The sequence below is a fragment of the Mycobacterium paraseoulense genome, assembly GCF_010731655.1.
GTDB lineage: Bacteria > Actinomycetota > Actinomycetes > Mycobacteriales > Mycobacteriaceae > Mycobacterium > Mycobacterium paraseoulense.
Genome location: NZ_AP022619.1, coordinates 752,438 through 773,898 on the forward strand (window position 1 = coordinate 752,438; position 21,461 = coordinate 773,898).

The 21,461-nt window shown below is 68.4% G+C and carries 20 protein-coding genes; 7 read left to right on the forward strand and 13 right to left on the reverse strand.

Features of this window, described 5'->3' with window-relative positions:
• Positions 1 to 5: 5 nt before the first annotated feature.
• Genes G6N51_RS03160 through G6N51_RS03185 form a run of 6 tightly spaced genes read right to left on the reverse strand, consistent with a single transcriptional unit; the run spans position 6 to position 5,525 of the window.
• Positions 6 to 1,538, reverse strand: a complete 1,533-nt coding sequence (locus tag G6N51_RS03160) for an acyl-CoA synthetase (RefSeq protein WP_083171434.1) — start codon at positions 1,536 to 1,538, stop codon at positions 6 to 8.
• A gap of 8 nt (positions 1,539 to 1,546) precedes the next feature.
• Complete coding sequence (locus G6N51_RS03165; protein ID WP_083171433.1) at positions 1,547 to 2,419, reverse strand: enoyl-CoA hydratase-related protein; 873 nt, start codon at positions 2,417 to 2,419, stop codon at positions 1,547 to 1,549.
• 15 nt (positions 2,420 to 2,434) lie between these two features.
• Positions 2,435 to 2,671 carry a lipoyl domain-containing protein gene (locus G6N51_RS03170; protein ID WP_065444652.1) on the reverse strand — a complete coding sequence of 79 codons (237 nt, stop codon included), beginning with the start codon at positions 2,669 to 2,671 and terminating at the stop codon, positions 2,435 to 2,437.
• Positions 2,664 to 3,674 (reverse strand): alpha-ketoacid dehydrogenase subunit beta, encoded by a 1,011-nt coding sequence (locus tag G6N51_RS03175; RefSeq protein ID WP_083171543.1) that lies wholly within the window; start codon positions 3,672 to 3,674, stop codon positions 2,664 to 2,666. Before G6N51_RS03175 ends, G6N51_RS03170 begins: the two co-directional genes overlap by 8 nt.
• Before the next feature lie 2 nt (positions 3,675 to 3,676).
• A complete protein-coding gene (locus tag G6N51_RS03180; protein WP_083171542.1) occupies positions 3,677 to 4,657 on the reverse strand; it encodes a thiamine pyrophosphate-dependent dehydrogenase E1 component subunit alpha in 981 nt (326 codons plus the stop codon).
• A gap of 4 nt (positions 4,658 to 4,661) precedes the next feature.
• A complete protein-coding gene (locus tag G6N51_RS03185; protein WP_083171432.1) occupies positions 4,662 to 5,525 on the reverse strand; it encodes a mycofactocin-coupled SDR family oxidoreductase in 864 nt (287 codons plus the stop codon).
• Positions 5,526 to 5,747: 222 nt separating this feature from the next.
• Here G6N51_RS03185 and G6N51_RS03190 point away from each other — a divergent pair, with 222 nt between their 5' ends.
• From G6N51_RS03190 to G6N51_RS03200, 3 genes are all read left to right on the forward strand, one after another.
• A complete protein-coding gene (locus G6N51_RS03190) occupies positions 5,748 to 6,980 on the forward strand; it encodes a CaiB/BaiF CoA transferase family protein (protein WP_083171541.1) in 1,233 nt (410 codons plus the stop codon).
• Positions 6,981 to 7,096: 116 nt separating this feature from the next.
• Positions 7,097 to 8,461, forward strand: coding sequence for a wax ester/triacylglycerol synthase domain-containing protein (locus tag G6N51_RS03195; RefSeq protein ID WP_174814288.1), 1,365 nt, complete (start codon positions 7,097 to 7,099; stop codon positions 8,459 to 8,461).
• A gap of 244 nt (positions 8,462 to 8,705) precedes the next feature.
• Positions 8,706 to 8,993 (forward strand): ANTAR domain-containing protein, encoded by a 288-nt coding sequence (locus tag G6N51_RS03200; RefSeq protein WP_007169962.1) that lies wholly within the window; start codon positions 8,706 to 8,708, stop codon positions 8,991 to 8,993.
• 100 nt (positions 8,994 to 9,093) lie between these two features.
• Here the strand turns inward: G6N51_RS03200 and G6N51_RS03205 are convergent, their stop codons facing one another.
• The gene (locus tag G6N51_RS03205) at positions 9,094 to 9,840 is read right to left on the reverse strand and encodes an IclR family transcriptional regulator (RefSeq protein WP_083171430.1); all 747 of its coding nucleotides are present in this window, start codon (positions 9,838 to 9,840) and stop codon (positions 9,094 to 9,096) included.
• Positions 9,841 to 9,905: 65 nt separating this feature from the next.
• Here G6N51_RS03205 and G6N51_RS03210 point away from each other — a divergent pair, with 65 nt between their 5' ends.
• Both G6N51_RS03210 and G6N51_RS03215 read left to right on the forward strand, forming a co-directional pair.
• Entirely contained in the window at positions 9,906 to 11,246 is a 1,341-nt protein-coding gene (locus G6N51_RS03210; RefSeq protein ID WP_083171429.1) for an FAD-binding oxidoreductase, read from the forward strand.
• Positions 11,246 to 12,055: a DAPG hydrolase family protein gene (locus G6N51_RS03215; RefSeq protein WP_083171428.1), complete on the forward strand. Its 810-nt coding sequence runs from the start codon at positions 11,246 to 11,248 to the stop codon at positions 12,053 to 12,055. The genes G6N51_RS03210 and G6N51_RS03215 overlap by 1 nt, the downstream gene beginning before the upstream one ends.
• 21 nt (positions 12,056 to 12,076) lie before the next feature.
• Here the strand turns inward: G6N51_RS03215 and G6N51_RS03220 are convergent, their stop codons facing one another.
• A complete protein-coding gene (locus G6N51_RS03220) occupies positions 12,077 to 13,846 on the reverse strand; it encodes a DUF4407 domain-containing protein (protein WP_083171540.1) in 1,770 nt (589 codons plus the stop codon).
• 194 nt (positions 13,847 to 14,040) lie between these two features.
• Between G6N51_RS03220 and G6N51_RS03225 the strand changes: the two genes are divergently transcribed.
• Positions 14,041 to 14,598: a hypothetical protein gene (locus tag G6N51_RS03225; protein ID WP_083171427.1), complete on the forward strand. Its 558-nt coding sequence runs from the start codon at positions 14,041 to 14,043 to the stop codon at positions 14,596 to 14,598.
• A 111-nt stretch (positions 14,599 to 14,709) separates the two neighbouring features.
• A complete protein-coding gene (locus tag G6N51_RS03230; RefSeq protein WP_083171426.1) occupies positions 14,710 to 15,138 on the forward strand; it encodes a type II toxin-antitoxin system Rv0910 family toxin in 429 nt (142 codons plus the stop codon).
• 4 nt (positions 15,139 to 15,142) lie between these two features.
• On the opposite strand, the gene G6N51_RS03235 is transcribed toward G6N51_RS03230, so the two are convergent.
• From G6N51_RS03235 to malQ, 5 genes are all read right to left on the reverse strand, one after another.
• Positions 15,143 to 15,415 (reverse strand): hypothetical protein, encoded by a 273-nt coding sequence (locus tag G6N51_RS03235; RefSeq protein WP_083171425.1) that lies wholly within the window; start codon positions 15,413 to 15,415, stop codon positions 15,143 to 15,145.
• Between the two features lie 97 nt (positions 15,416 to 15,512).
• Entirely contained in the window at positions 15,513 to 17,255 is a 1,743-nt protein-coding gene (locus G6N51_RS03240; protein WP_083171539.1) for a molybdopterin-dependent oxidoreductase, read from the reverse strand.
• A 338-nt stretch (positions 17,256 to 17,593) separates the two neighbouring features.
• Positions 17,594 to 18,046: a nuclear transport factor 2 family protein gene (locus tag G6N51_RS03245; protein WP_083171538.1), complete on the reverse strand. Its 453-nt coding sequence runs from the start codon at positions 18,044 to 18,046 to the stop codon at positions 17,594 to 17,596.
• Between the two features lie 5 nt (positions 18,047 to 18,051).
• Positions 18,052 to 18,933 carry an LLM class F420-dependent oxidoreductase gene (locus tag G6N51_RS03250; RefSeq protein ID WP_083171424.1) on the reverse strand — a complete coding sequence of 294 codons (882 nt, stop codon included), beginning with the start codon at positions 18,931 to 18,933 and terminating at the stop codon, positions 18,052 to 18,054.
• A 4-nt stretch (positions 18,934 to 18,937) separates the two neighbouring features.
• Positions 18,938 to 21,100 carry a 4-alpha-glucanotransferase gene (gene malQ, locus G6N51_RS03255; RefSeq protein WP_083171423.1) on the reverse strand — a complete coding sequence of 721 codons (2,163 nt, stop codon included), beginning with the start codon at positions 21,098 to 21,100 and terminating at the stop codon, positions 18,938 to 18,940.
• Between the last annotated feature and the right edge of the window lie 361 nt (positions 21,101 to 21,461).

Sequence of the window (21,461 nt, forward strand, 5' to 3'; positions counted from 1 at the left end):
TCGGTTCACACGATCCGCGATGCCCGGCCCTGCCAGTACCGTTCGCGCATGCGTCTCTTGTACAGCTTCCCGTTCGGGTCTCGGGGCAGTTCCGGGACGAATTCGACGGTGCGCGGGCACTTGTAACCCGCCACGTGTGCGCGGCAGTACTCGATGAGCTCGGCCTCGAGGCCGGGGCCGGGTGTGACGCCGTCGACCGGTTGCACGACGGCCTTGACCTCCTCGCCGAACTCGTGGTTGGGGACGCCGAATACGGCCGCGTCGACGAGTTTGGGATGCATGATGAGGAGATTTTCGACTTCCTGCGGGTAGATGTTCACCCCGCCGGAGACGATCATGAACGTGGACCGGTCGGTGAGGTAGAGGTACCCGTCCTCGTCGACGTAGCCCATGTCGCCCAGGGTGCGCCAGCCGCGGTCGTTGGACACCGACGCGGTCTTGGCGGGGTCCTTGAAGTACTCGAAATCCGGTCCGCCCTCGAAGAAGAGCTCGCCTGCGTGGCCGGCGGGAAGCTCGACGCCGTCGTCCCCGATGACGTGCACCGGCGACATGGGTTTGCCGACCGAACCGGGATGGGCGAGCCATTCGTCGGGGCCGATCGTGGTGCCCGCGAATCCCTCGGTGCCACCGTAGTATTCGTGAATGATGGGTCCGAACCACTTCATCATCTGGTGCTTGACGTCGACCGGACAGGGTGCGGCCGCGTGGATGACGCACCGCAGGCTCGAGACGTCGTAACGTTTCCGGACTTCCCTGGGCAGCTTCAGCATCCGCACGAACATGGTGGGCACGAACTGGGCGTGCGTCACCCGGTGGGTCTCGATCAGCCGCAGCACGGTCTCGGCGTCGAACCTGCGCATGAGGATGGCCGCCGCCCCCACCCGGTTGACCGCCATGGTGTAGTTCACCCCGGCGGCGTGGTAGAGCGGCGCGGGGGAGAGGTACACGCTGTCCCGGCCCATCCCGTACTTGTGGGTCAGCGCGAGCTCCAAGACCCCTTGAGCCCATGAGCCGTTGCCGTCGGTCGGGAGGGGCCGGCGGACGGCCTTGGGCCGCCCCGTGGTGCCCGACGAGTACAGCATCTCCGACCCGTCCGACATCGGCGGCGCGCCACCGGCGGTCGCCGCCGCATCCTCGTACGCGCTCCAGCCCGCCAGGGGTCCCCCCACCGCGAGGTGGACGGTGACGGCCGCGTTGGCCGCGCGCACGTGGGCGGCAAGTTCGGGCATGGTGGCGTCGACGACCACCGCCCGCGCGTCGGAGTCGTCGATCACGTAGGCGACCTCGTCCGGGGTGAAGTGGGTGTTGACCGCGGTGTAGTAGAGACCGGAAAGCTGACAGGCCCAGGTGATTTCGAGGAACTCGGGCCGGTTCGGCAAGATCAGTGCCACACCGTCGCCCCGGCGCAGCCCGGCGGCGTGCAGCGCGGCGGCGACCCGTTGGCTCCTCTCGTACAGTTCGCCGAAGGAAATCACGCCGCCGTCGGCAAGCAGTGCCGGCGATTGTGCGGCCACGATCGCGTGATCGGCGATGTTCACCAGCAGGCCTAAGTGGCTGCGGCGCCGTCGGTCTGGGCGGCGGCCGCGGCCTGGCGCCGGGCGTGCTCGGACGGCAGCACCTTGTCCTTGAACACGGTCTGAATCAACTGCTGGACATCCTTGCTGATCGAGGCCAGCGCGACGAGGTCGTTCGAGCTCTGCCAGTGCACCCGCATGCCCATCAGCTCCCAGGCCCGCTTCAGGTTGGCCTTGGTGAGCATCAATGTCGTCAACGGGGCCTGGGCAATGTGGCGGGCGATGGCGTCCACCCGGTCGTCGAGATCCTCCCGCTTGACCACCTCGTTGACGAGGCCGACCTCCAGCGCCTTCTTGGCGTCGATCACCTCCGCGGTGAACAGGTAGTAGGCGGCGCGACGCCAATTCATGAACACCCAAGGCTCGATGGAACATTCACCGGATGGCATGCCGAACCCCTGCAGGGGCGGGTACGAGAAATAGGCGTCCTCGGAGGCGATGACGATGTCGGTGGTCAGCCCCATGTGCGTACCGCCGCCCACGCAGTAGCCGTGCACCTGCGCGATGGTGGGTTTCGAGAACTCCCACAGGTTCAGGGTCGGCTTGACGAACAGGTCCGACTGCGCCTTCCACGGGTGGCCCGTCACCATGGCGTTCTCCACAAACGACGGATAGTCGACGGCGTTGTTGCCGATCGCGTGCCCCGAGCAGAAGCCCTTACCGTTGGCCTTGAGCACCAGCACCTTGATGTCGTAGTCGCGGTCCGCGTCCAGCAGCGCGGCGTCCACCTCTTCGGCCAGCTTCTGGTCCTGGGCGTTCGCCTTTTCGGGCCAGTTCAGCGTGATGCGGGCGATGGGCCCCTCTTTCTGGTAGATGATTCTCTCGCGAGTCTCGTTGAGATCCATAAGTGCTCACCTTTCCTAAGAAGTGATGACGCCGATTTCGGCGCCGATGTCGTAGGTGGTCCCGACCTGGCCCGTCCACTGCACGGTGCCCGACGCTCCGGCTTCGATTTCCTGTTCCACCTTCTCGGTGGCGATGACGTAGATCGGCGTGCCGGCTTCCACGTGCTGGCCGGCGTCGACGAGCAGGCCGGTGAGCTCGGCCTCCGACACGGCCACCGAGACGCGCGGGATGCGAATGACGAAGTCAGCCATGCACCCTCGCCCCCGCGCCGGTTTCCTCGAGGGTCCGCCGCGCGGCCGCGACGATCCGCGCCGGCGAGGGGTAGACCTGCGCCTCGAGCGCCGCCGCGGCCGGGTTGGGGACGAACCGGGCGGCCACCCGCTCGACGGGAGCGGCCAGCTCGGAGAACAACTCCGAGTGCAGGATCGCGGCGATCTCGGCTCCGGGCCCGGCGAATTGCACCGCGTCGTGAACGACGACCGCCCGGCGGGTACGGCGGGCGGAGCCGATGATGGTCTCGACGTCGAGTGGCACCAGGGTGCGCAGATCGACGACCTCGGCACTCACCCCCTGGTCCTGCAGCGTGGCCGCGGCGGTGAGCGCGTCGTGCACGCAGCGTCCGTAGCCGATCAGGCTGACGTCGGTGCCGGGCCGCTTGATGTCGGCCTGCCCCAACGGGATCGAGAACCCGGGATCCACGGGGACGGGACCCTTCCTGCCCTGCAGCCGGATCGTTTCGACGAACAGGCAGGGATCGGGGTCGAAGATCGCCGCCGTCAGCAGACCCTTCCCGTCGCGCGGTGTGGACGGCACGATCACCTTCATGCCCGGGATGTGCATGAACCACGCCTCCAGGCTCTGGGAATGCGTTGCCCCGGTGGCCAGCCCGGCGTAGACCTGCGTGCGAATGGTGAGCGGCGCCGTGGTGCGTCCGGCGGTCATGAACCTCAGCTTGGCCGCGTTGTTGATCAGCTGGTCGGCGGCGATGCCGATGAAATCCATGATCATGATCTCGGCCACCGGCAGCAGGCCGTCGATGGCGGCGCCGATGGCCGCCCCGACGATCGCCGCCTCCGAGATCGGCGTGTCCAGGACGCGGTCGTGACCGTACTTCGTGGAGAGGCCGGCCGTCGGCCCGGACGCGCCGGGATCGGCGATGTCCTCACCCAGCAGGAACACCCTGTCATCGGCGGCAAGCGCCTGATCCAGCGCGAGGTTGAGCGCCTCGCGCATCGTCATCTCTTGTTCTTGCATGCTCACACCGGGAACTTGATGGGGGCCGCGTACACGTCGGAGTCCAGCTCGTCGATCGACGGGGTATCCGCGCCCATCACGGTGCGCAGCGCCGCTTCGACCGCCGCCACCGCCTCGTCGTCGATGCGGTCGAGTTCGTCCCCCGCGCAGATGCCGGATTCGGCGAGGTGGTTGCGGAACCGGGGGACCGGGTCGGCGTCCATCGCGGCGGCCAGCTGCTCCTTGGGGATGTAGGCCATCCGGTCGCCGAAGTAGTGGCCCCGGAACCGGAACGTCACGCATTCGATGAACGTGGGGCCCTCGCCGGCACGGGCCCGTCGCAGCGCGTCGTCGAGCGCCGACTTGACCGCCGGCGGGTCGTTCCCGTCGACGCGCACTCCCGGCATGCCGTAGCCCGCCGCCCGGTCGGCGACGTGTTCGAGCTTCATCGTGTCGGCGGTCGGCGTCATCTCGGCGTACAGGTTGTTCTGGCAGACGAAGACCACCGGCAGGTCCCACAGCGCGGCCATGTTCGCCGCCTCGTGGAAGGACCCGGTGTTGGTGGCGCCGTCGCCGAAGCTGACCACCGTGACGCGATCGGAGCGCTTGCGTTTGGCGGCCATGGCCAGTCCCACCGCCACCGGCGGACCGGCCCCGACGATCCCGGTCGAAAGCATCACGCCCCTATCGGGATTGGCGATGTGCATGGTGCCGCCCTTGCCGCGACTCGCGCCCACGGTGCGGCCCATCATCTCGCCGTAGATCTCTTCCAGCGGGACGCCTTTGCCGATGAGGTCGTGCAGGCCGCGGTAGGTGGTCACCAACTGGTCGTCGGCCCGCAGGGCGACGCCCATCGCCGCGGCGATGGCCTCCTGGCCGCGCGAGGGCCAGTACACGCACATGAACTCGCCGGTGCCAATGCCTTTGGACAGCCGGTCGTCGGCCGCCTTCATGAGCACCATCAGCTCGTACAGGCGGCGCTTGACGTCCGGGCCGTCGTTCATGCGATCACGCACCCGACCACGGCTTGACCTTGAGGAAGCCGCCACCGTCGACGCGGAGCTGTTGCCCGGTGATATAGCGCGCCGCGTCGGAGGCGAGGAAGAGCACCGCCTCGCTGATGTCCTCGGGTTCGACGTAGGGGATCGGCATCGCCTGCACGAGCGGGAAGACGGGTTCGGCATCCTCGCGGGTCGGATCCTTCAGGTCCGGGCGAAAGGCCCGATACATCGGCGGGCTGTGCAGCATGTCGGTGTTGACGTTGGTGGGGTGCACCGCGTTCATCCGGATGGAGAACCGGGCGAGCGCCAGGGCGAAATCGTTGACGTAGTGCGCGGCAGCCAGTTTCGCGAAGGCATACCCGGCCCCGCCGGGGCCGCCGTCGATGCCCGTGGTGTTCATCGAGGACATGAACGCGGCGTTGGAGCCGATCACGATGATCGACGCGCCGGCGTGCAGATGCTTGAGGCTCGCGTGCACCAGGTTCAGCACGCCGACCAGGTCCACGTCCACGGCGTCGGCGAAAGCCTGCGGCGGCAGGCCCGCGGTGAGCGGGCAGATGCCGGCGTTGGCGACGACGACGTCGAGATGCCCCAACTCGGCGACGCCCTCGTCGATCGCCGCCGACAGCGCCGCGCGGTCGCGGACGTCGGCGACGGCGGTGAACGCCCGCTGCCCCTCCTTCTCCACCAGCCGGGCCGTCTCGTCCAGGTCCTCCCGCCGGGCCAGGGGATACTCGTTGGTCTCGATGTCGGCGCACAGGTCCACCGCGATGATGTCCGCCCCTTCGGCGGCCAGCAGTCGCGCGTGCGAACGGCCCTGACCACGCGCGGCGCCGCTGATGACGGCCACCTTGCCCGTTACCCTGCCCATCGCCCGTCCTCCGTCCGTGTATTCAGCTCGGGAATGAAGCGGCCGGGCCGCCGTCGTGCGTAGGGCGCGCGGTGACGGATGTCGGAATCGGGCCGACGGTCGCACTCCATCGCATCTCTTCCAGGAAAACTGCGCTGACCTGCAGCTGGGCTACCACTACGCCCTAGACTAGCTAGAATATCTAAAATAGCAAGGAATGGCGGGGCGACCGAGGGAGTGGCGATGTCCGGCGTGCGCGGTGGTGTCCTCGCAGGGGTGCGGGTGGTCGAGTTGGCCTCGTGGACTTACGTGCCCTCGGCCGGTGCGGCGCTGGCGGACTGGGGCGCCGACGTGATCAAGGTGGAAGGGGTCGCCTCGGGTGACCCGGGGCGCGCGTTGGTGGTCGGCGGGTTCACCCGGCAGGCGGCCCGCCCGGACGCCGACTTCATCCTCGAGTTGGGCAACCGCGGTAAGCGCAGCATCGCCATCGACATCAAATCCGACACCGGTCGCGACCTGTTCGGCCGCCTGTTGGCCAGTGCCGATGTGTTGCTTACCAATTGGCTGCCGGGCGCGCTCGAACGGGCCCGGCTGACGGTGGACGACATCCGCTCGTTCAACCCGAAAATCATCATCGCGCGCGGCACCGGGCTGGGAGTGCGGGGTCCGGACCGCGACCGCGGCGGGTTCGACGCGGCGACGTACCTCGCGCGGGGCGGCGTCGCCTACACGCTCACGCCGTTCGGCACCGATACGCCCGCCGTGCAGGGTCCGGGCTTCGGCGACCTGCAAGCCGGGGCGACGCTCGCCGGGGGAGTGTGCGCCGCGCTGTTTCATCGCGAACGCACCGGTGAGCCGACGATCGTCGACTCCTCGCTGCTGGCCCAGGCGATGTGGGCGATCGCGCCGTCCATCTCGGCGGCCGACTTCTTCGACATCGACGGGATACCCGGCGCACCGCCCGGATTGGCCATCAATCCGCTCGTCAACAGGTACCAGACCCGCGACGGCCGGTGGATCCAGCTGGTCTTCCTGCAACCCGACAAGTTCTGGGCGGGTTTCTGCACACGCATGGGCCTGGCCGAGCTGGCCACCGATGAGCGATTCGTGCCGTCGGGCAACCTGATCGCCAACGCCGCGGTGGCCACCGAGATCCTGACCGACGTTTTCGCCCGGCACGACCTCGCCCACTGGCAGAAGGCACTCGAAGACGAACCCGGCGTGTGGGGTGCTCTGGCGACGCCGCGGGAGACCCTCAACGATCCGCAGGTCGAACCCAACGGATACGTGGTGACCAACGTCGACGACCATGGCGAGAAGTACCGGATCGTCGCCGCGCCCGTGCAGTTCGACGAGACTCCGCCGGCGCCCGCGCGTGCGCCGGAACACGGCCAGCACACGGAGGAGATCCTGCTGGAACTCGACGTCGACTGGGACGACATCGCCAGGGCGAAGGACCTCAAGGCGATTCTGTAGGGGCCCGGGGGGCAGTCGACCAAAGCCGTCATCTGTGGGGACCAAAGTCATCGACTGCCGAGAACCCGATGACCTGGGGCGCCGGCAGTCGTACGTTCAGTGCGAGGAGCACAGACATGACTGCATTTATGCGCGCCAGTGACGCATTCACCTGGGCAATGGAAAGCGACCCACGGCTGCGATCGACCGTGGTCAGTGTCGTCCTGCTGGACCGATCCCCGGACTGGGACGAAGTCCGCAAACGATTCGACCTGATCAGCCGCAAACTGCCCATGTTCAGGCAGCGCGTGGTGCAGTCACCGCCACCGGCCCCGCCGCGGTGGGAGCATTACCGGGATTTCGACCTGGACTACCACCTGCGGCGAGCATCCATCTCCGGTCCCGGGACCCTCGACGACGTGCTCGAGATGGCACGAGTGGCCGAGATGCAGGATTTCGATCGGGCCCGCGCCCTGTGGGAAGCGACGTTCATCGACGGCCTGGAAAACGATGGCGCCGCGTTGATCTGCAAGTTCCATCACGCGCTCACCGACGGGGTCGGCGGGGTCCAGATCGCGATGCACCTGTTCGATCTGTCCGAAGATCTCTACCCCATCGAACCGATGCCGCCGGAGCCGGAGGTCGCGGGGCCGGCGCTGCTGGGCGGTTACCGCGATGCCGCGCGCTACGACGCCGGCCTGCTCAACACCGCCCTGGCGGGCGCGGCCTCCCGGGTGCCCCGGTTGATGTACGAGGGCGTGCGGCGTCCCGTCGCCACCCTCCGGTCCGCGGCGACCACCGCGGCATCGGTCTACCGGACCGTCCGGCCGATAAGCCGGCCCGGTTCGCCGCTGGCAACCGACCGCGGCCTGATCCGCCGTCTCGGGGTGCATCAGGTGCCGACGCGTCCGCTTCGCGAAGCCGCCCACCGCTGCGGTGGGGCGCTGAACGACGCCTTCGTCGCCGGCGTCGCGGGTGGATTGCGCCTTTACCACGAAAAGCACGGCGTGGCGGTGGGTGACCTGCACATCACGATGCCGATCAGCCTGCGCACCCAGGAGGACGGCATCGGCGGGAACCGGATCACACTGATGCGCTTCGACGTGCCCGTCGGCGAGGTCGACCCGGCAAAGCGAATCGCGGCGATACGGCAGCGCACCTCGGCGGTGCGCCACGAAAAATCGCTGCCCTACACGCAATTGATCGCCGGCGTCCTCAATCTCGCGCCCCGGTGGTACATCGGATCCGTCCTGCGCCACGTCGATTTCGTGGCCAGCGATGTGCCCGGTGTGCCGGTGCCCGTTTTTCTCGGCGGCGCCGCGGTTCGCGCACAATACGCTTTCGGTCCCACCATCGGTTCGGCCGTCAACGTCACACTGCTCACCTACGTGGACACCTGCGGGCTCGGCATGAACATCGACACCACCGCCATCCCCGATTACGACGTCTTCCACGACGCCATCGCCGCTGGCTTCGACGAAATACTGGCTTTGGCAACGTAATTCGCAGTGGTGGGGCTCCGGCGCGGATCGCAATGGTACGGGAGTTCTTGGTTAGCAGCAGATTCCGAAACGGTCACGGGGAGGTATCAATCACGGCGGCGCTCTGGCACAACGCGGTGAAGCGACAAATCATGACACAGGGCGCCTTTGAGGTTTGCGGCCGCGACGACGCGTAGCGCAGGAATTCCTCGTCCGCTATGAGCCTTGGCGGATTCACGACGGCGCTGCAGGAGGTATCCACAGCATGACGACGAACTGGGTCCCCGCCCAGACTTCGTGTGGCCCGCATTCCGGTCGCATCCTCGACACCGCTCGGGGCATTCTCATCGGACTTCGCCGGTGCCCGTCCGAAGCCGCGCTGGACGAATTGCACAGCGCGGCCCTGCGGCACAAGGTGCCGGTGTTCGCGATGGCCTGGGCGCTGGTACACCTGGCCGGCGACGGCGAGAAGACACCGAGTTTCACCGATGCGCAATCCGCGGCCCGGCACGAATGGGGCCCGCTGTTCTCCTCCGCCGCAGTGCCCTGTTGAGCGGACCCCAAGACGTTGGGACGGCCGAGCTTTCGAGGGGTAACCCGGCCGTCTCCAACTTCGCCCTGACCAATGCGGGTGCGCGCTCGGTCCGCTGACGCTAGCGCGCCCAGGCCGGCGATTCGGCCGCGGCGCGCAGCGCGGTGACGATGCGCTGTTCCTTCTCCAGGAAGCGCTCCGTCGGTGCCGGCACCGAGATCGCAACCACGTTGTCACCCACGGCGCGGCGGGCGATCGCGGCCGCCGAAATTCCCGGCGTATGTTCATCGCGGTCGAAAGCCACTCCGGTGCACCGGATCTCGGCAACCTCGGCGCGAAGCCGGTCGGCGACATCGGGATCGCCGCGGGAGATCACCGCCTCGGCCTCGGCATCGCCGAGGGCCGCGAGGGCCGCTTTTCCGTTGGCCGTCGACTCGATCGGGAACCGGACGCCGACGGCGGAGACGGCGCGCAGGCGATGCGATGATTCGATCTGGTCGACGAACCACATGCGCTGGCCCCGCAATATCGAGAGGTCGACGGTCTCCCCGTCGGTCGCGCGCGCCACCCGTTCGATGGTTGGCCGAAAGATCGCCGAGACGTGCGCGCCGTCGGAATTGCCGAAACCCAGCAACCGGTCACCCAGGGAAATCCGGCCCTGCGGATCCACGCTGGCCAGCCCCACCTCGACCAGGCCCACGAGCAGCCGGCGAGCCGTCGACTTGGCCAGGCCGAGCCGCTCCCCGAGGTCGACCAGCCGTAACCGCCCGGGTTCGGCGGCGATCTCGTCCAACGCGGCGGCGGCGCGGCGTAACACCTGGATGCCTTCGTCGCGACCAGGCGAAGAATTTCCCCCCGTATTGGGCACAAGTCCACTATAGTGTTCCGCATCGCGAATCACAAAGAACCGAAATGTGGATCAGAGGAGTCCAAATGAGCGCGCTACCGGCCGGGCGGCACTTTTTCCGCGGCGATGACGGTTACGAGGCCGCCCGCCGCGACACCGTGTGGCATCAACGAGTCCCCGAGCGCTACCCCGAGGTGATTGTTCAAGCCATCGATGCCGACGACATCATTGCGGGAATCCGCTATGCCAAGGCCAACGGGCATAAAGTCAGCATCGTCTCGGGTGGGCACAGCTTCGCGGCCAACCATCTCCGCGACGGCGCGGTGCTGCTCGACGTCAGCCGCCTCGACCACGCCACGATCGACGCCGAGCACAAGACGGCCGTCGCCGGTCCCGGCAAAGGCGGCAGCCTGCTCATGGCCGACCTCGAGGCGCAGGGTTTGTTCTTCCCCGGTGGCCACTGCAAGGGCGTCTGCCTTGGCGGCTACCTGCTGCAGGGCGGCTACGGCTGGAACAGCCGCATCTATGGCCCGGCGTGCGAAAGCGTCGTCGCGCTCGACGTCATCACCGCCGACGGTGAGCAGATCCACTGCGACGCCGACAATCACCCCGACCTCTACTTTGCTGCGCGCGGGGCGGGGCCCGGCTTTTTCGGTGTGGTGACGTCGTATTACCTGAAGCTGTACCCGCGCCCCGCCGCCTGCGGCACGAGCGTGTACGTCTACCCGTGGGACGTCGCCGACGAGGTTTACACCTGGGCCCGAAGTATCAGCGCCGAGGTGGACCGCCGCGTCGAGATGCAGGCCATCGCGACCCGCAGTGCCCCCGAAATGGGTATCGACGGCCCGGCCATCATTTTCGCGTCGCCGGCGTTCGCCAACACCGAGGCGGAAGCGCAAGAGGCCCTTGCCATATTCGGCAGCTGCCCGGTCGTGGACAAGGCGTTGCTCGCGGTCCCATATATGCCGAGCGATCTGCCAACCTGGTACACCGCCGTGATGACCCACTACCTGGACGACCACCGCTACACGGCGGACAACATGTGGACCTCGGCGTCGGCGGAGGAACTGCTGCCGGGCATCCGCAACATTCTCGACACGATGCCGCCCGCGCCCTCCCACTTCCTGTGGCTGAACTGGGGCCCGTCACCGGCGCGCCAGGACATGGCCTACAGCATCGAAGACGAGATCTACCTCGCCCTCTACGGCTCCTGGAAGGACGCCGCCGACGACGCCAAGTACCGCGACTGGTCGGGCTCCAACATGGCCGCGATGTCGAGCCTCGCCACCGGGATCCAGCTCGCCGACGAGAACCTCGGCCAGCGTCCGGCGAGGTTCGCCACCGACGAGGCGATGGAACGCCTCGACAAGGCCCGCGCCGTCTATGACCCCGATGGCCTTTTCAACGCCTGGGCGGGACGACTCTGATGGCGAACGACCTGTACCTCGGCTACCGCGATGACGACGCGAACACGCCGTTCGGCAAGTTCTTCACACCCGAGATGGCGCCGCTGCCACGCCACGTCGTCGAAGCGCTGGAACACGGGCCGCAGGGCGCGATGGCGCTGCTGGCGTTCGACGACGCCGCGCGCGTCGCCGACGACGGATACCAGCAGACCGAGAACGGCTACGGCGTGCTCGACGACGGCGGCTATCAGGTGTCGGTACGCACCGACATGCCGGGGGTCACCCCGGCCATGTGGTCCTGGTGGTTCGGCTGGCATGGCTGCGACACCCGCCGTTACAAGCTGTGGCATCCGCGGGCTCATCTGCGCGCCGCGTGGAAGGACGGCGACGACGCCGGCCGCCTCGGCGCCCAACGCTACATCGGCCGCTCCTCGTTGATCAGCGAGTACATCGGCTCGACGATGCTCAATGGCGCAATCCAATTCGTCGATCCGGCGAGGATGGGCTGCCCACCCGACAGCGGCGACGCGGTGGCTATCTGCGCCCGGCTGGGATCCAGCGAGGCCCCGGTAGACGTCGGATGGTTCGTTCACCACGTCCGGTCGACCGCCAACGGGGCCGAGATGCGGTCGCGGTTCTGGATGGGCGGTCGGCACATCGAGGTGCGCAACGTTCCCGGCGTCGCGTCACGGGCGGTGCGCCCGATCGCGACGCGGGTGCTGGGCGACGCGCAGACCAGCGCTCGCAACCTGATGGTGCATTGTGCCCAGGAGATGAATCACCTGGCCGCCTTCCTGCCGGCGCTCCACGACGCCTTCGGCCACGAATAGGCACCCGGGGGCGGCAAGAGGTCAAGCGGGCGGCAGCTGCCGCGGGCCCGCGGGCGAATCGAGTTGGGCCGGTCCGTCCCGCCTGCTCAATTCCGGATCGTGTCGGCGCTGCGACGCGCCCAGCGACGGGGCTTGTGGCTCTTGGCCGCCCGAGCGCCCCCGGGCCACGGCGGTGTGCTCTACGCGCGACGAGTTGACGAATCCTGGTGCGGGGGAAGGGGATTCACCGGCCGCGGCGGCGGGATGGGTGTGCCGCTCGCCGGCGTCGGAGCTTTCGGAGTCCGTGGTGATCCTGTGCGTGCGCCGCAGGGCGAAGGTGATCTCCTCGACCTCTTCGAAGACGTGACGCGCGGTGCGCAGCGGCGCGGTCGTGGTGTCGAGCACCCGCGCCACGAACGGCGGCACCAGCGGGCGAACCCACCGCGCCGCGGCCTTGGTGGCATCGGGAATCGAGGGAATGAGCGACGCGCCACGGTCTTCGCGCGGCGCGACCTCGCGTTGGACGGGCGCGGGCAGGTTCTCGGCAACCGGGGCCTGCGCCGGGCCGGGCAGGCCGAGGAGCGCCCGGCTGGCGGCCTCCGCTTCGGCGGCGATCGGCAGGTAGACGTCCTCGGCGGCCGGCTGGAAAGCGCGTTGCGGTGGCGCGGGGAGCGGTGGCTCGAAGGCCTCCTCGATTCGCCGGCGTTGCTGCTCGCGGTCGATCTCGGTCTGGGCCTCGATCGCCATCCGGGCCTGGGTGAGTTGGTGCTCGGCCCACATGATCTCGGCCTCGCGGCGGACCTCGGCCCGTTTGATCGCGATCGCGGTGTCGGCCTCGAGTTCCGCGCGTTCGCGCTGGGCGCGGGCCGCCGCATGGCGATCGTGGGTGGTCTCTGGGCGCCACCGCCCGAGGATCAAGGGCAGCAGGTAGAGCAGCACGCAGAACGCGATCGTCGTGAGCCGCAACGTGAGCGCCCCGACGTCGGCGGAGGTGAGGTCGTTGAGGGCGACCCAGCGCGCGCCGAGGCCACGATCGGCGCCGGCGACCACGCCGTGGCGCGCCTCGTCGAGCGCTTGCTGCTCGCGGGAGATCTGGGCGTCCAACTCGGGCGCTCGCCGGTCGCGGGCCGCCAGCGCATTGTCCAGTTCGCGCTGGGCATCCGCCAGAAGCTCGTTGGCCGTTCGTGTTTCGGGTCCCGCACCGGGGACACCGGTGATCCGGGTCTGCGGGCAGGCGGGGCTGGGATGGTATTCGCAGCGCGCGACGACCAGGGCCTGATCCTGCTGCTGGTGAGCCCGGTCGACGGCGCTGTCGAGCGTGGTGCGCGCGTCCCTGCTCTGTTGCAGCGACGCCGACGCTTGCGCGACCGCCGGCGCCGAACCGGCGTTGCGCAGGGCGCGTTCGTCGAGGCGGTGATCGATCGAGCCCGACAGCAGGACGATCGCGGCCAGTTCGCCCACCACGGCGCCGAGCGCCGCGGCGACCACCGCACGCGCTGCGAGCCCGGCCCGGCCCCCGTTGAACCCGGCGGCGGTGGCGCGGGTGACCGCGCCGACCAGCAGGCCGAACACCAGGGTCAGCGGCAGGACGGAAAGGAGCGACCAGCGAGTCGACTCGCTCACGGCCAGGGTCGCGACGAGCCAGGCCAGCACCGCCCCGAACAACACCACCGCGCCGACCGCGGTTTGCACGGCGTGACCGGAGCGTTCGCGGCGCTCAGCCGGCTCTCGCCGTTGCCCGCCGCCAAGCCAGTTGAGCAGGCTCGCGGGCGACATCTGCGAGCCCCGCTCGGTGACTTTCTGGGCGCACATCGAAAACACCTCCCAAATCGACAAGCCTCCCAGGCCACCCCCCGTCGCATCGAATCGAAACCCCGCGCGTGTGGCGTGCTTCACAACGCGACCGGATCGCCGGCAAACCTGCGGGCGAGCCTGGGGCCCCGATTTCCGGCGACGCGTGCAGATCAGCGACGGTTCCGGCGGCCGTCATGAGACGGTATAAGCCTATGGAGACTCACGATTATGTCACCTACGAAGAGTTCGGCCGCCGATTCTTCGAGGTCGCTGTCACCCCCGAGCGTGTCGCCGCCGCATTCGCCGACATCGCCGGCAACGAGTTCGCCATGGAGCCCATAGCGCAGGGGCCCGGCGGGATCGCCAAGGTCAGCGCCAACGTCAAGATCCACGAACCGAAAGTCACGCGCCGCATCGGTGACAGCATCACGTTCGTCATCCACATCCCCCTGTCGATCGACCTGCTGCTCGACCTGCGGCTCGACAAGCAGCGGTTCGTCGTCTCGGGGGACATTGCGTTGCGGGCCACGGCGCGAGCCGCCGAGCCGCTGCTGCTGATCGTCGACGTCGCGAAACCACGGCCCTCCGACATCACCGTGAACGTGTCATCGAAGTCCTTCCGCGGCGAGGTGTTGCGCATTCTGGCCGGCGTCGACGGGGAGATCCGCCGATTCGTCGCCCAGTACGTCGCCGAGGAGATCGACGCGCCGCAGTCCCAATCCGCCCAGGTGATCGACGTGGCGCACCAGCTGGCGCAGGCGTGGCCCTGACGCCCCGGCGCTGACGCGTAGCTGCGGCCATCCCCGGGTACCCCATGAATTGTCGTGCGCGGGCCGCAACGGCGCCGACCGCGATCATCGTCTGGGGAGGAGCGAGAAGACTTGGCACGAGTAGATGTTTCGGTGACGTCGCAGGTAGCGCCGGAGGCCGCGTGGAAGCTGGCGTCCGACCTGAGCCGATTCGACGAATGGATGACCATTTTCGCGGGCTGGCGCGGAACCGTCCCGGAGACGATCGAGGAGGGCACCTGCGTCTCGTCGTGCGTGAAAGTCAAGGGGTTCCGCAATGTCATCCACTGGACGGTCACCCGCTACGACGAGCCGAAAGCGATTGAGCTGCAAGGCCGCGGCCGCGGCGGGATACGCCTCGGGGTGGCGATGACGGTGACGGACAACGATCCCGGCACCGACTTTCATCTCACCGCGGACATCAGGGGCGGGTTGCTCAGCGGCCCGATCGGGGGGCTGGTCGCCCGCGTGCTCCGCTCCGATGTGGAGAAGTCGGTGCGCAACCTCGTCGCGCTGCAATAAGCCCCTACCGCGCCGCCGGGTGGCCGATCGGCCACCCCCGTTCCTCCTGGCGAATCCGCCTGCCGTCCATGGCAAGCCAGGCCAGGCCGGCCCCGAATCCGAGCAGGGCGACGATCGCGGCGGCCACGCCCGCGCCGGCGTCTCCGAGCGCGAATGTCGCCACGCATACCACGAACGCCAGGGCGGCAGCCCCGACGAAGACCAGCCCGGACGTGCGCCCGACGTCCCGCGCCGATTCACGGCGATTCGTCCGATCATGATCTGGGCTATACTTCATCGGGGCGTCTCCTCCGGTCAATTCCTTTGGGCCGCTTGGTGGAGCTACCCGGAATGCCGTCGGAACAAACGACGAGGCGTCGAGGCCGGCGGTTCGACTACAGCGTCTGGTGTCGCCCGAAGTACTTGTGGTCCTCGCTGTAACCGCCGTAGCCGCTGCCGATGTCGCGGTAGTCGGCAACGAACTCGATCCCCTTGATCCACTTGACGAGTTTGAAGCCGTGCTGCAATTCGTTGCGCAGCCGCAGCGGCTTGCCGTGCATGTAGGGGAGGGGCTGATCGTTCATGTTGTAGGCGAGCATCGTCATGTGATGGTCCATTTGCCCGATGTGGTGGGCGTTGTAATAGATGCCGCCCGTCGCGCCCAGACCCATCGAATAGAACACCACCCACTTGGCCTCGGGCCGCGGCTTGACGATGTCCATGATCGTCTTCATCTGCACGCCACCCCATTTGGCGACGCCCGACCAGGCCTGGATGCAGAAGTGCTGGCTGATCTGCTCGTGGTAGGGCAGCGCCTTCAGGTCGTCGAGTGAGAACTCCATCGGGTGTTCGACGAGACCGTAAACCTTGAGCCGCCAGTCGCGGAAGTCGTTCTGCTCGAGTTCCTTGTACTCCACGGTCTCCGGCAGCCGGCCGTTGCGCCAGTGGTGCGGTGAGATGTCCTTCTCGGTGAACGCGCCGGGCTTGGGGTCGAGCTGTTCGAGTATCCGCTGGAACGGGCCGACCAGCGCGTAGCCGACCCGCTGAATCACGCGCGGATGGCGAATGGTGAACGGAGTGGCCCAGACCCACGCGATCGCCGTCAGCACCATGGCCGCGGCGAAGATCCCGAAGCCCACCCAGCTGTTGTCGTCGCGGGAGGCGAACATGTGGTTGAGGTTTCGCAGCGCGCTGGTCGTCAGCACCATGGTGACGTGGACGAGGATGAAGAACAGGAAATAGACCAGCACCACGAAGTGCAGCGACCGCGCGTGCTGGATGCTCAGCCGCTTGCTGAGCCAGTGAACGCGCTGCGACAGGGCGGGCGACATGCCCAGCCCGGTGATCAACGCCGCGGGCGCGGCGATGAAAACCGTGGTGAAGTAAGACAACAACTGCAGGCCGTTGTAGGCGACCCAGCCGTTGTCGGTCGGCCAGTCCAGCGACAGATACTGAACCGCCACCGACGCCGCGTTGGGAAAGACGTCCCAGCTGGTCGGCACGATGTGCCGCCACTGTCCCGTGGCGAACAGCAGCACGTAGAAGACCGCGCCGTTCACCAGCCAGAGGACATCTACGCCGAGGTGCCACCACCGGGCCAACCCGATGGAGTGCCGGAAGCCGGGCAACCCGAATTGTGGTGGCAGCGCGACGGTGTCGGCGTTGGCGGTCCACAGCTCGTCGTCCGGCACCGGGGGGCCGACCCGCAGCCACTCGTCCTTGCCGGGGGTGGCGTTGCGGCTGAAGTAGAGCCGGGGATGGTCGCACAGGATCTGGATCCCCGTCCTGATGATGAACATCATCATGAACAGGTTGAAGAAGTGCGTCCAACCGATCCAGGCCGGTAGGCCGGGGGTGACACCGGAGCTGTCCGTCCCGGGGTAGCGCTGGATGAACGACTGCACGGCCGGCATGTTGTGCAGGCCTTTGCCGACGGCCACCCCGACGATCAGCAGAGCAAAGCCGATGGGGATCAGCCAGAGCAGGTTGAACCACCGGTCACGTCCGATACGCAGCTTCGGGGCGGTGGCCCGCCGGCTGAGATCGAAGCCGCCACCGTAGGTCTCGACGTCGATGACGTCTTCGGCGGTGTGAATCTCGCTGCGGTAATCCGGGGGGGTCTCCAGCGGCGTGCCCACTGCCAGTGTCGATACGTTGCCGCTCGGCCTCGCCTGTGCGGCCGTGGGCTCCGCGGGATTGACGCTCATGGTCCGATGTTCGGTGTTCGTCACGCGGCCGAAAATACACGGATCGACTTGTATAAATTGGACACGATCAGGAAGAAATGCACCGTCCGCGGCCTCGCCGGACCCCACGAGCGCCGCCCTCGGCGCGGGATGGGCGAATTCCGCCCCGGCCGGCGCGGTGATAGCCGCAACTGCTCAACGAACCGTGCATTCTCGCCGCAGATTCGGTTCATGAGCGGTCGCTGTGAATTTGCGCAAAGTCTTCTGCCAGCGGGCTAGGCCGGGCCCTGTCAGCGCACCCGGCGGACCGCACGGGTCTCAATCGCGTTGATGGTCAGCGCCCGCCGGCCGATCCGCCAGCGGTCGGTCAGTTCGTACTCGTCGTCGTAGCGCAGGTGCCAGACCACGTCGACGAGTTCGTCGCCGCGTCGGTCCCAGTGGTGGGCGATGCATGCGATACGGCCGCGGGCCGCGGCCGGCCGGGCGCCCCGGTCGTAGACCTCGCCGACGATGGCGTGCTCGGTGCGGGCGAGGGCCGCGACGGTGGCGACCGCGGCGGCGATGGCCGCTCGGCCGTGATGCGCGTGGATCGGCTCGAGCACCTGGGGCGGTTCGGGCACCGCGAGCACCGCGGTTTCGGTGAATAGCGCAGCGACATCATCGAATTGACGCTCATCGGTGTAGGCCGCGTATCGGTGCACCAAATCGCTCAGGGCGGATCGGTGGTCGGTTGGCGGGGCCATCGGGGTCACGCGATCAGCGACAAGCGTTGCGCACACGCCGACAGCATGTCCTGGGCCTGCCCGATGTCGGCGGTCGCCGGCATGGCCAACACAAGCCGGTCGGCACCCTGCTCGATCAGGCCGCCGGCACGCTCGGCATCGATCTTGTCGACCGCATGGCCCAGTGACACTTCGAGATTCGCCGGGTCGCGACCCGACGACGCCGCCTCGTCACGCATGAGCGCGACCAGCGACGCCAGGCGGGTCCCCGCCACGCCGAGCGGTTGCAAGCCGTCGCCGAGGCGTCCCGCCCGGCGCGCCGCCGCTGGGCTGTGCCCGCCGATATGAATCGGGAGGCGTTCGCCGGCAACGGGTTTGGGGTAGCACATGACGTTGTCGAAGTTGAAGAACTCACCGTGGTAGCCGGCCCCCTGCGGCTGGTCCGCCCACAGCGCCCGCAGGACGGCCAACTGCTCGTCGGCGCGCCTGCCGCGGTTCTCGAAATCGGCGCCGCACGCCTCGAGCTCCTCCTTGAGCCACCCCACGCCCACGCACAGCCGCAGGCGTCCACCCGACAACGCGTCCACGGTGGCGGCGCGCTTGGCGAGGACCACCGGATGGTGGTTGGGCAGCACCAACACGCCGGTGGCCAGTCCGAGGGTGGTGGTGTGGCCGGCCAGAAAGGCCAGCAGATCGAGCGGGTCGGGGATGGGGCAGTCGGCCGCCAGTCCGACGCGTCCGGAACTGTCATACGGATAGACGCTGTCGTAGCGGGTGGCCAGCACCGTGTGCTCGACGACGACGATCGACTCGAAACCGCACCGTTCCAGGTGGCGGGCGAAGGCCGCCATCCATTCTGGATTCGCGGTGACACCGTCGGCGACCGGGGCCACCACTGAGACCTTCATGGCCTCAGAAGCTAACAGGCTCGCTTTCGACGGCCGCGGGCGCGATCGCCCGGCGCACCGCCTCGGCCAGTGTGGCCGCCCGAGCATCGGTGAACACGTCCTCGAGCAGCATCGGGCGCCCGTCGGGGCCGGTCAGCGGTACCCGCCAGTTCGGATATTCGTCGGTGGTTCCCGGCTGATTCTGGGTCCGCCGGTCACCCACCGCGTCGGTCAGGGCCACACCCACCAGCCGCGACGGCGTCCGCCCGAGATACCTGTACAGGGCGAGCACGACGCTTTCCGCGTCGTCCTCGGCGTCGCCTAGCAAACCCACCCGCCTGAGTTCGGCCATCCAGGCCGCGAGTTCGGCCCGGCCCGAGGCGAGCTCGTCCTCGGGCGGGCGGGTCAGCAAACCGAGGGATTCGCGCAGCCGCACGTGGTCGCCCGCCAGGTAGCCGGCTGTCGGCGGCAGGTCGTGGGTGGTCACCGAGGACAGGCAGTACTCGCGCCAGCGCTCGGCCGGCAGTGGGCCGCCGGAGCCGTCGCGGTCCAGCTCGAACCACAGGATCGAGGTGCCGAGCAGGCCGCGCAACAGCAGGTAGTCGCGGACCCATGGCTCGACGGTGCCGAGGTCCTCGCCCACGACGAGCGCCCCGGCGCGGTGCGCTTCCAGGGCAACGATGCCGATCATCGCTTCGTGGTCGTAACGCACGTAGGTGCCGTGGGTGGGCGGCGCTCCGTCCGGGATCCACCACAGCCGGAACAGCCCGATGATGTGGTCGATGCGCACGCCGCCGGCATGCCGCAGCACCGCGCGGATCAACGCGCGAAAGGGGCGATACTCCTGCGCGTCCAGCCGATCCGGCCGCCACGGCGGCTGCGACCAGTCCTGGCCGAGCTGATTGAACTCGTCGGGCGGCGCGCCGGCGGTGACGCCCAGCGCCAACACATCCTGCAGGGCCCACGCGTCGGCGCCGTTGGGATGGACGCCGACCGCGAGGTCGTGCATCACGCCCAGCGCCATTCCGGCCCGGACCGCCCGCGACTGCGCCGCGGCGAGCTGCTCGTCGAGTTGCCATTGCAGCCAGCGATGGAAATCGACCGCCTCCGAATGCTGCTCGACGAAGGCGGCCACCCCGGCGGCGTGGGGATGCTGTAGCGATTCCGGCCAGGAGTGCCAGTCGTCGCCGTACTTCTCGGCCAGCGCGCACCAGGTGGCGAAGTCGTCGAGCGCGCCGCCTTCACGGGCCCGGAAGGCTTCGTAGGACAACTGGCGACCCGACGTCCGCGGCACCCGGTGCAGTAGCTCGAGCGCGGCCCGCTTCGCCGCCCACGAGCCGTCGCGGTCGATCGCGTCGAGTCGGGCGGCTTTGTGTTGTACGTCGGAACGCAGGCGCCGCACCCGGCTGCGCTTGGGCAGCTCGGCGAACTCGGGAATCGCCTCGACATGCAGATAGATCGGGTTGATGAAGCGCCGCGAGGTCGGCAGGTAGGGCGAGGGCTCCATCGGGCACGTCGGCGCGGCGGCGTGCAGGGGATTGACCAACACGTAGTCGGCGCCGTGCCGCGACGCCGACCATACCGCCAGGTCCGTCAGGTCCGTCAGATCGCCGACCCCCCACGACTGTCTTGAGCGCACGCTGTACAACTGGGCGGCCAGCCCCCAGGCCCGGCGGGCGCCGAGCCGCTCGGGGAGTCCGAGCCAATCCGGCGTCACGATCAACGCGGTGCTCGTCTCACCATCGGCCGAACGCAGATGCACCCGGTGGTACCCCAGCGGCAGGTCGGGCGGCAGCACGAAGCTGGCTTCGCCGACCCAGCGCCCGTCCAAGTCGAACGGCGGCGTGAAGTTGTCGACCTGCTGGATCCCGCCGCGTTGCGTGCCGTCCTCGAGCTGCAACCAGACCTCGGCGGGATCACCGTGGGTCACGTGCACCCAGAACCGCGTCTGCTCACCGGTGCGACCGACGATGGTCGCGGGCAACCGGCGCGCCCAGTGCGACCGCAGCTTCGCGACCAGCGCCACGTTGCGCTCCTGCTCGGTGCCGCCCGCCACGCCGAGGGCGGCCAGCACCGCCACCAAGGTGGACGCCGGGACCTGCACCCGCCGCCCGGTCCAGTCCTCGTACTCGGTCGCAATGCCGTATCGCCCGGCAAGTTCGACCAGCGACGGCGCGAGCTCACTCATACCGCTCATCTTGCTGCCAGAATTCACCGTCCGACCAATCGGGGAGAGGCGGCGACTCGGCGCGCGGCGCCCCGCCCGTTTTGCTGGCCGGTGGCGCCCGTTCGGTTCGCCGAGGGCGCACGCTCAACAGGACGAGCCGGCCATTCGCCATTACGATGCCCTGAGGAGACATCAGGAGTCCGGGCGGGGATCGGCGGGGGAATCCGAAAGTGCCAGTTCAACGGCGCCTGGCGCGGTGCGGACGTCGGCGCGATCCGGCGAGCCGCCGACGACCGGACACCTGCGGATAAACGGATGTGGCAGCGAACGCCGTCGGCGCCGCGTGGCGAGGCCCCTATTGGTGCCTTACGGTTGTCGATGT

Excerpts from the sequence above, each read along its gene's own strand:
- G6N51_RS03165 (WP_083171433.1), bottom strand. The coding sequence starts at position 2,419 with ATGGATCTCAACGAGACTCGCGAGAGAATCATCTACCAGAAAGAGGGG.
- G6N51_RS03170 (WP_065444652.1), bottom strand. The coding sequence starts at position 2,671 with ATGGCTGACTTCGTCATTCGCATCCCGCGCGTCTCGGTGGCCGTGTCG.
- G6N51_RS03175 (WP_083171543.1), bottom strand. The coding sequence starts at position 3,674 with ATGCAAGAACAAGAGATGACGATGCGCGAGGCGCTCAACCTCGCGCTG.
- G6N51_RS03180 (WP_083171542.1), bottom strand. The coding sequence starts at position 4,657 with ATGAACGACGGCCCGGACGTCAAGCGCCGCCTGTACGAGCTGATGGTG.
- G6N51_RS03185 (WP_083171432.1), bottom strand. The coding sequence starts at position 5,525 with ATGGGCAGGGTAACGGGCAAGGTGGCCGTCATCAGCGGCGCCGCGCGT.
- G6N51_RS03190 (WP_083171541.1), top strand. The coding sequence starts at position 5,748 with ATGTCCGGCGTGCGCGGTGGTGTCCTCGCAGGGGTGCGGGTGGTCGAG.
- G6N51_RS03195 (WP_174814288.1), top strand. The coding sequence starts at position 7,097 with ATGACTGCATTTATGCGCGCCAGTGACGCATTCACCTGGGCAATGGAA.
- G6N51_RS03200 (WP_007169962.1), top strand. The coding sequence starts at position 8,706 with ATGACGACGAACTGGGTCCCCGCCCAGACTTCGTGTGGCCCGCATTCC.
- G6N51_RS03210 (WP_083171429.1), top strand. The coding sequence starts at position 9,906 with ATGAGCGCGCTACCGGCCGGGCGGCACTTTTTCCGCGGCGATGACGGT.
- G6N51_RS03215 (WP_083171428.1), top strand. The coding sequence starts at position 11,246 with ATGGCGAACGACCTGTACCTCGGCTACCGCGATGACGACGCGAACACG.
- G6N51_RS03220 (WP_083171540.1), bottom strand. The coding sequence starts at position 13,846 with ATGTGCGCCCAGAAAGTCACCGAGCGGGGCTCGCAGATGTCGCCCGCG.
- G6N51_RS03225 (WP_083171427.1), top strand. The coding sequence starts at position 14,041 with ATGGAGACTCACGATTATGTCACCTACGAAGAGTTCGGCCGCCGATTC.
- G6N51_RS03235 (WP_083171425.1), bottom strand. The coding sequence starts at position 15,415 with ATGAAGTATAGCCCAGATCATGATCGGACGAATCGCCGTGAATCGGCG.
- G6N51_RS03245 (WP_083171538.1), bottom strand. The coding sequence starts at position 18,046 with ATGGCCCCGCCAACCGACCACCGATCCGCCCTGAGCGATTTGGTGCAC.
- G6N51_RS03250 (WP_083171424.1), bottom strand. The coding sequence starts at position 18,933 with ATGAAGGTCTCAGTGGTGGCCCCGGTCGCCGACGGTGTCACCGCGAAT.
- malQ (WP_083171423.1), bottom strand. The coding sequence starts at position 21,100 with ATGAGTGAGCTCGCGCCGTCGCTGGTCGAACTTGCCGGGCGATACGGC.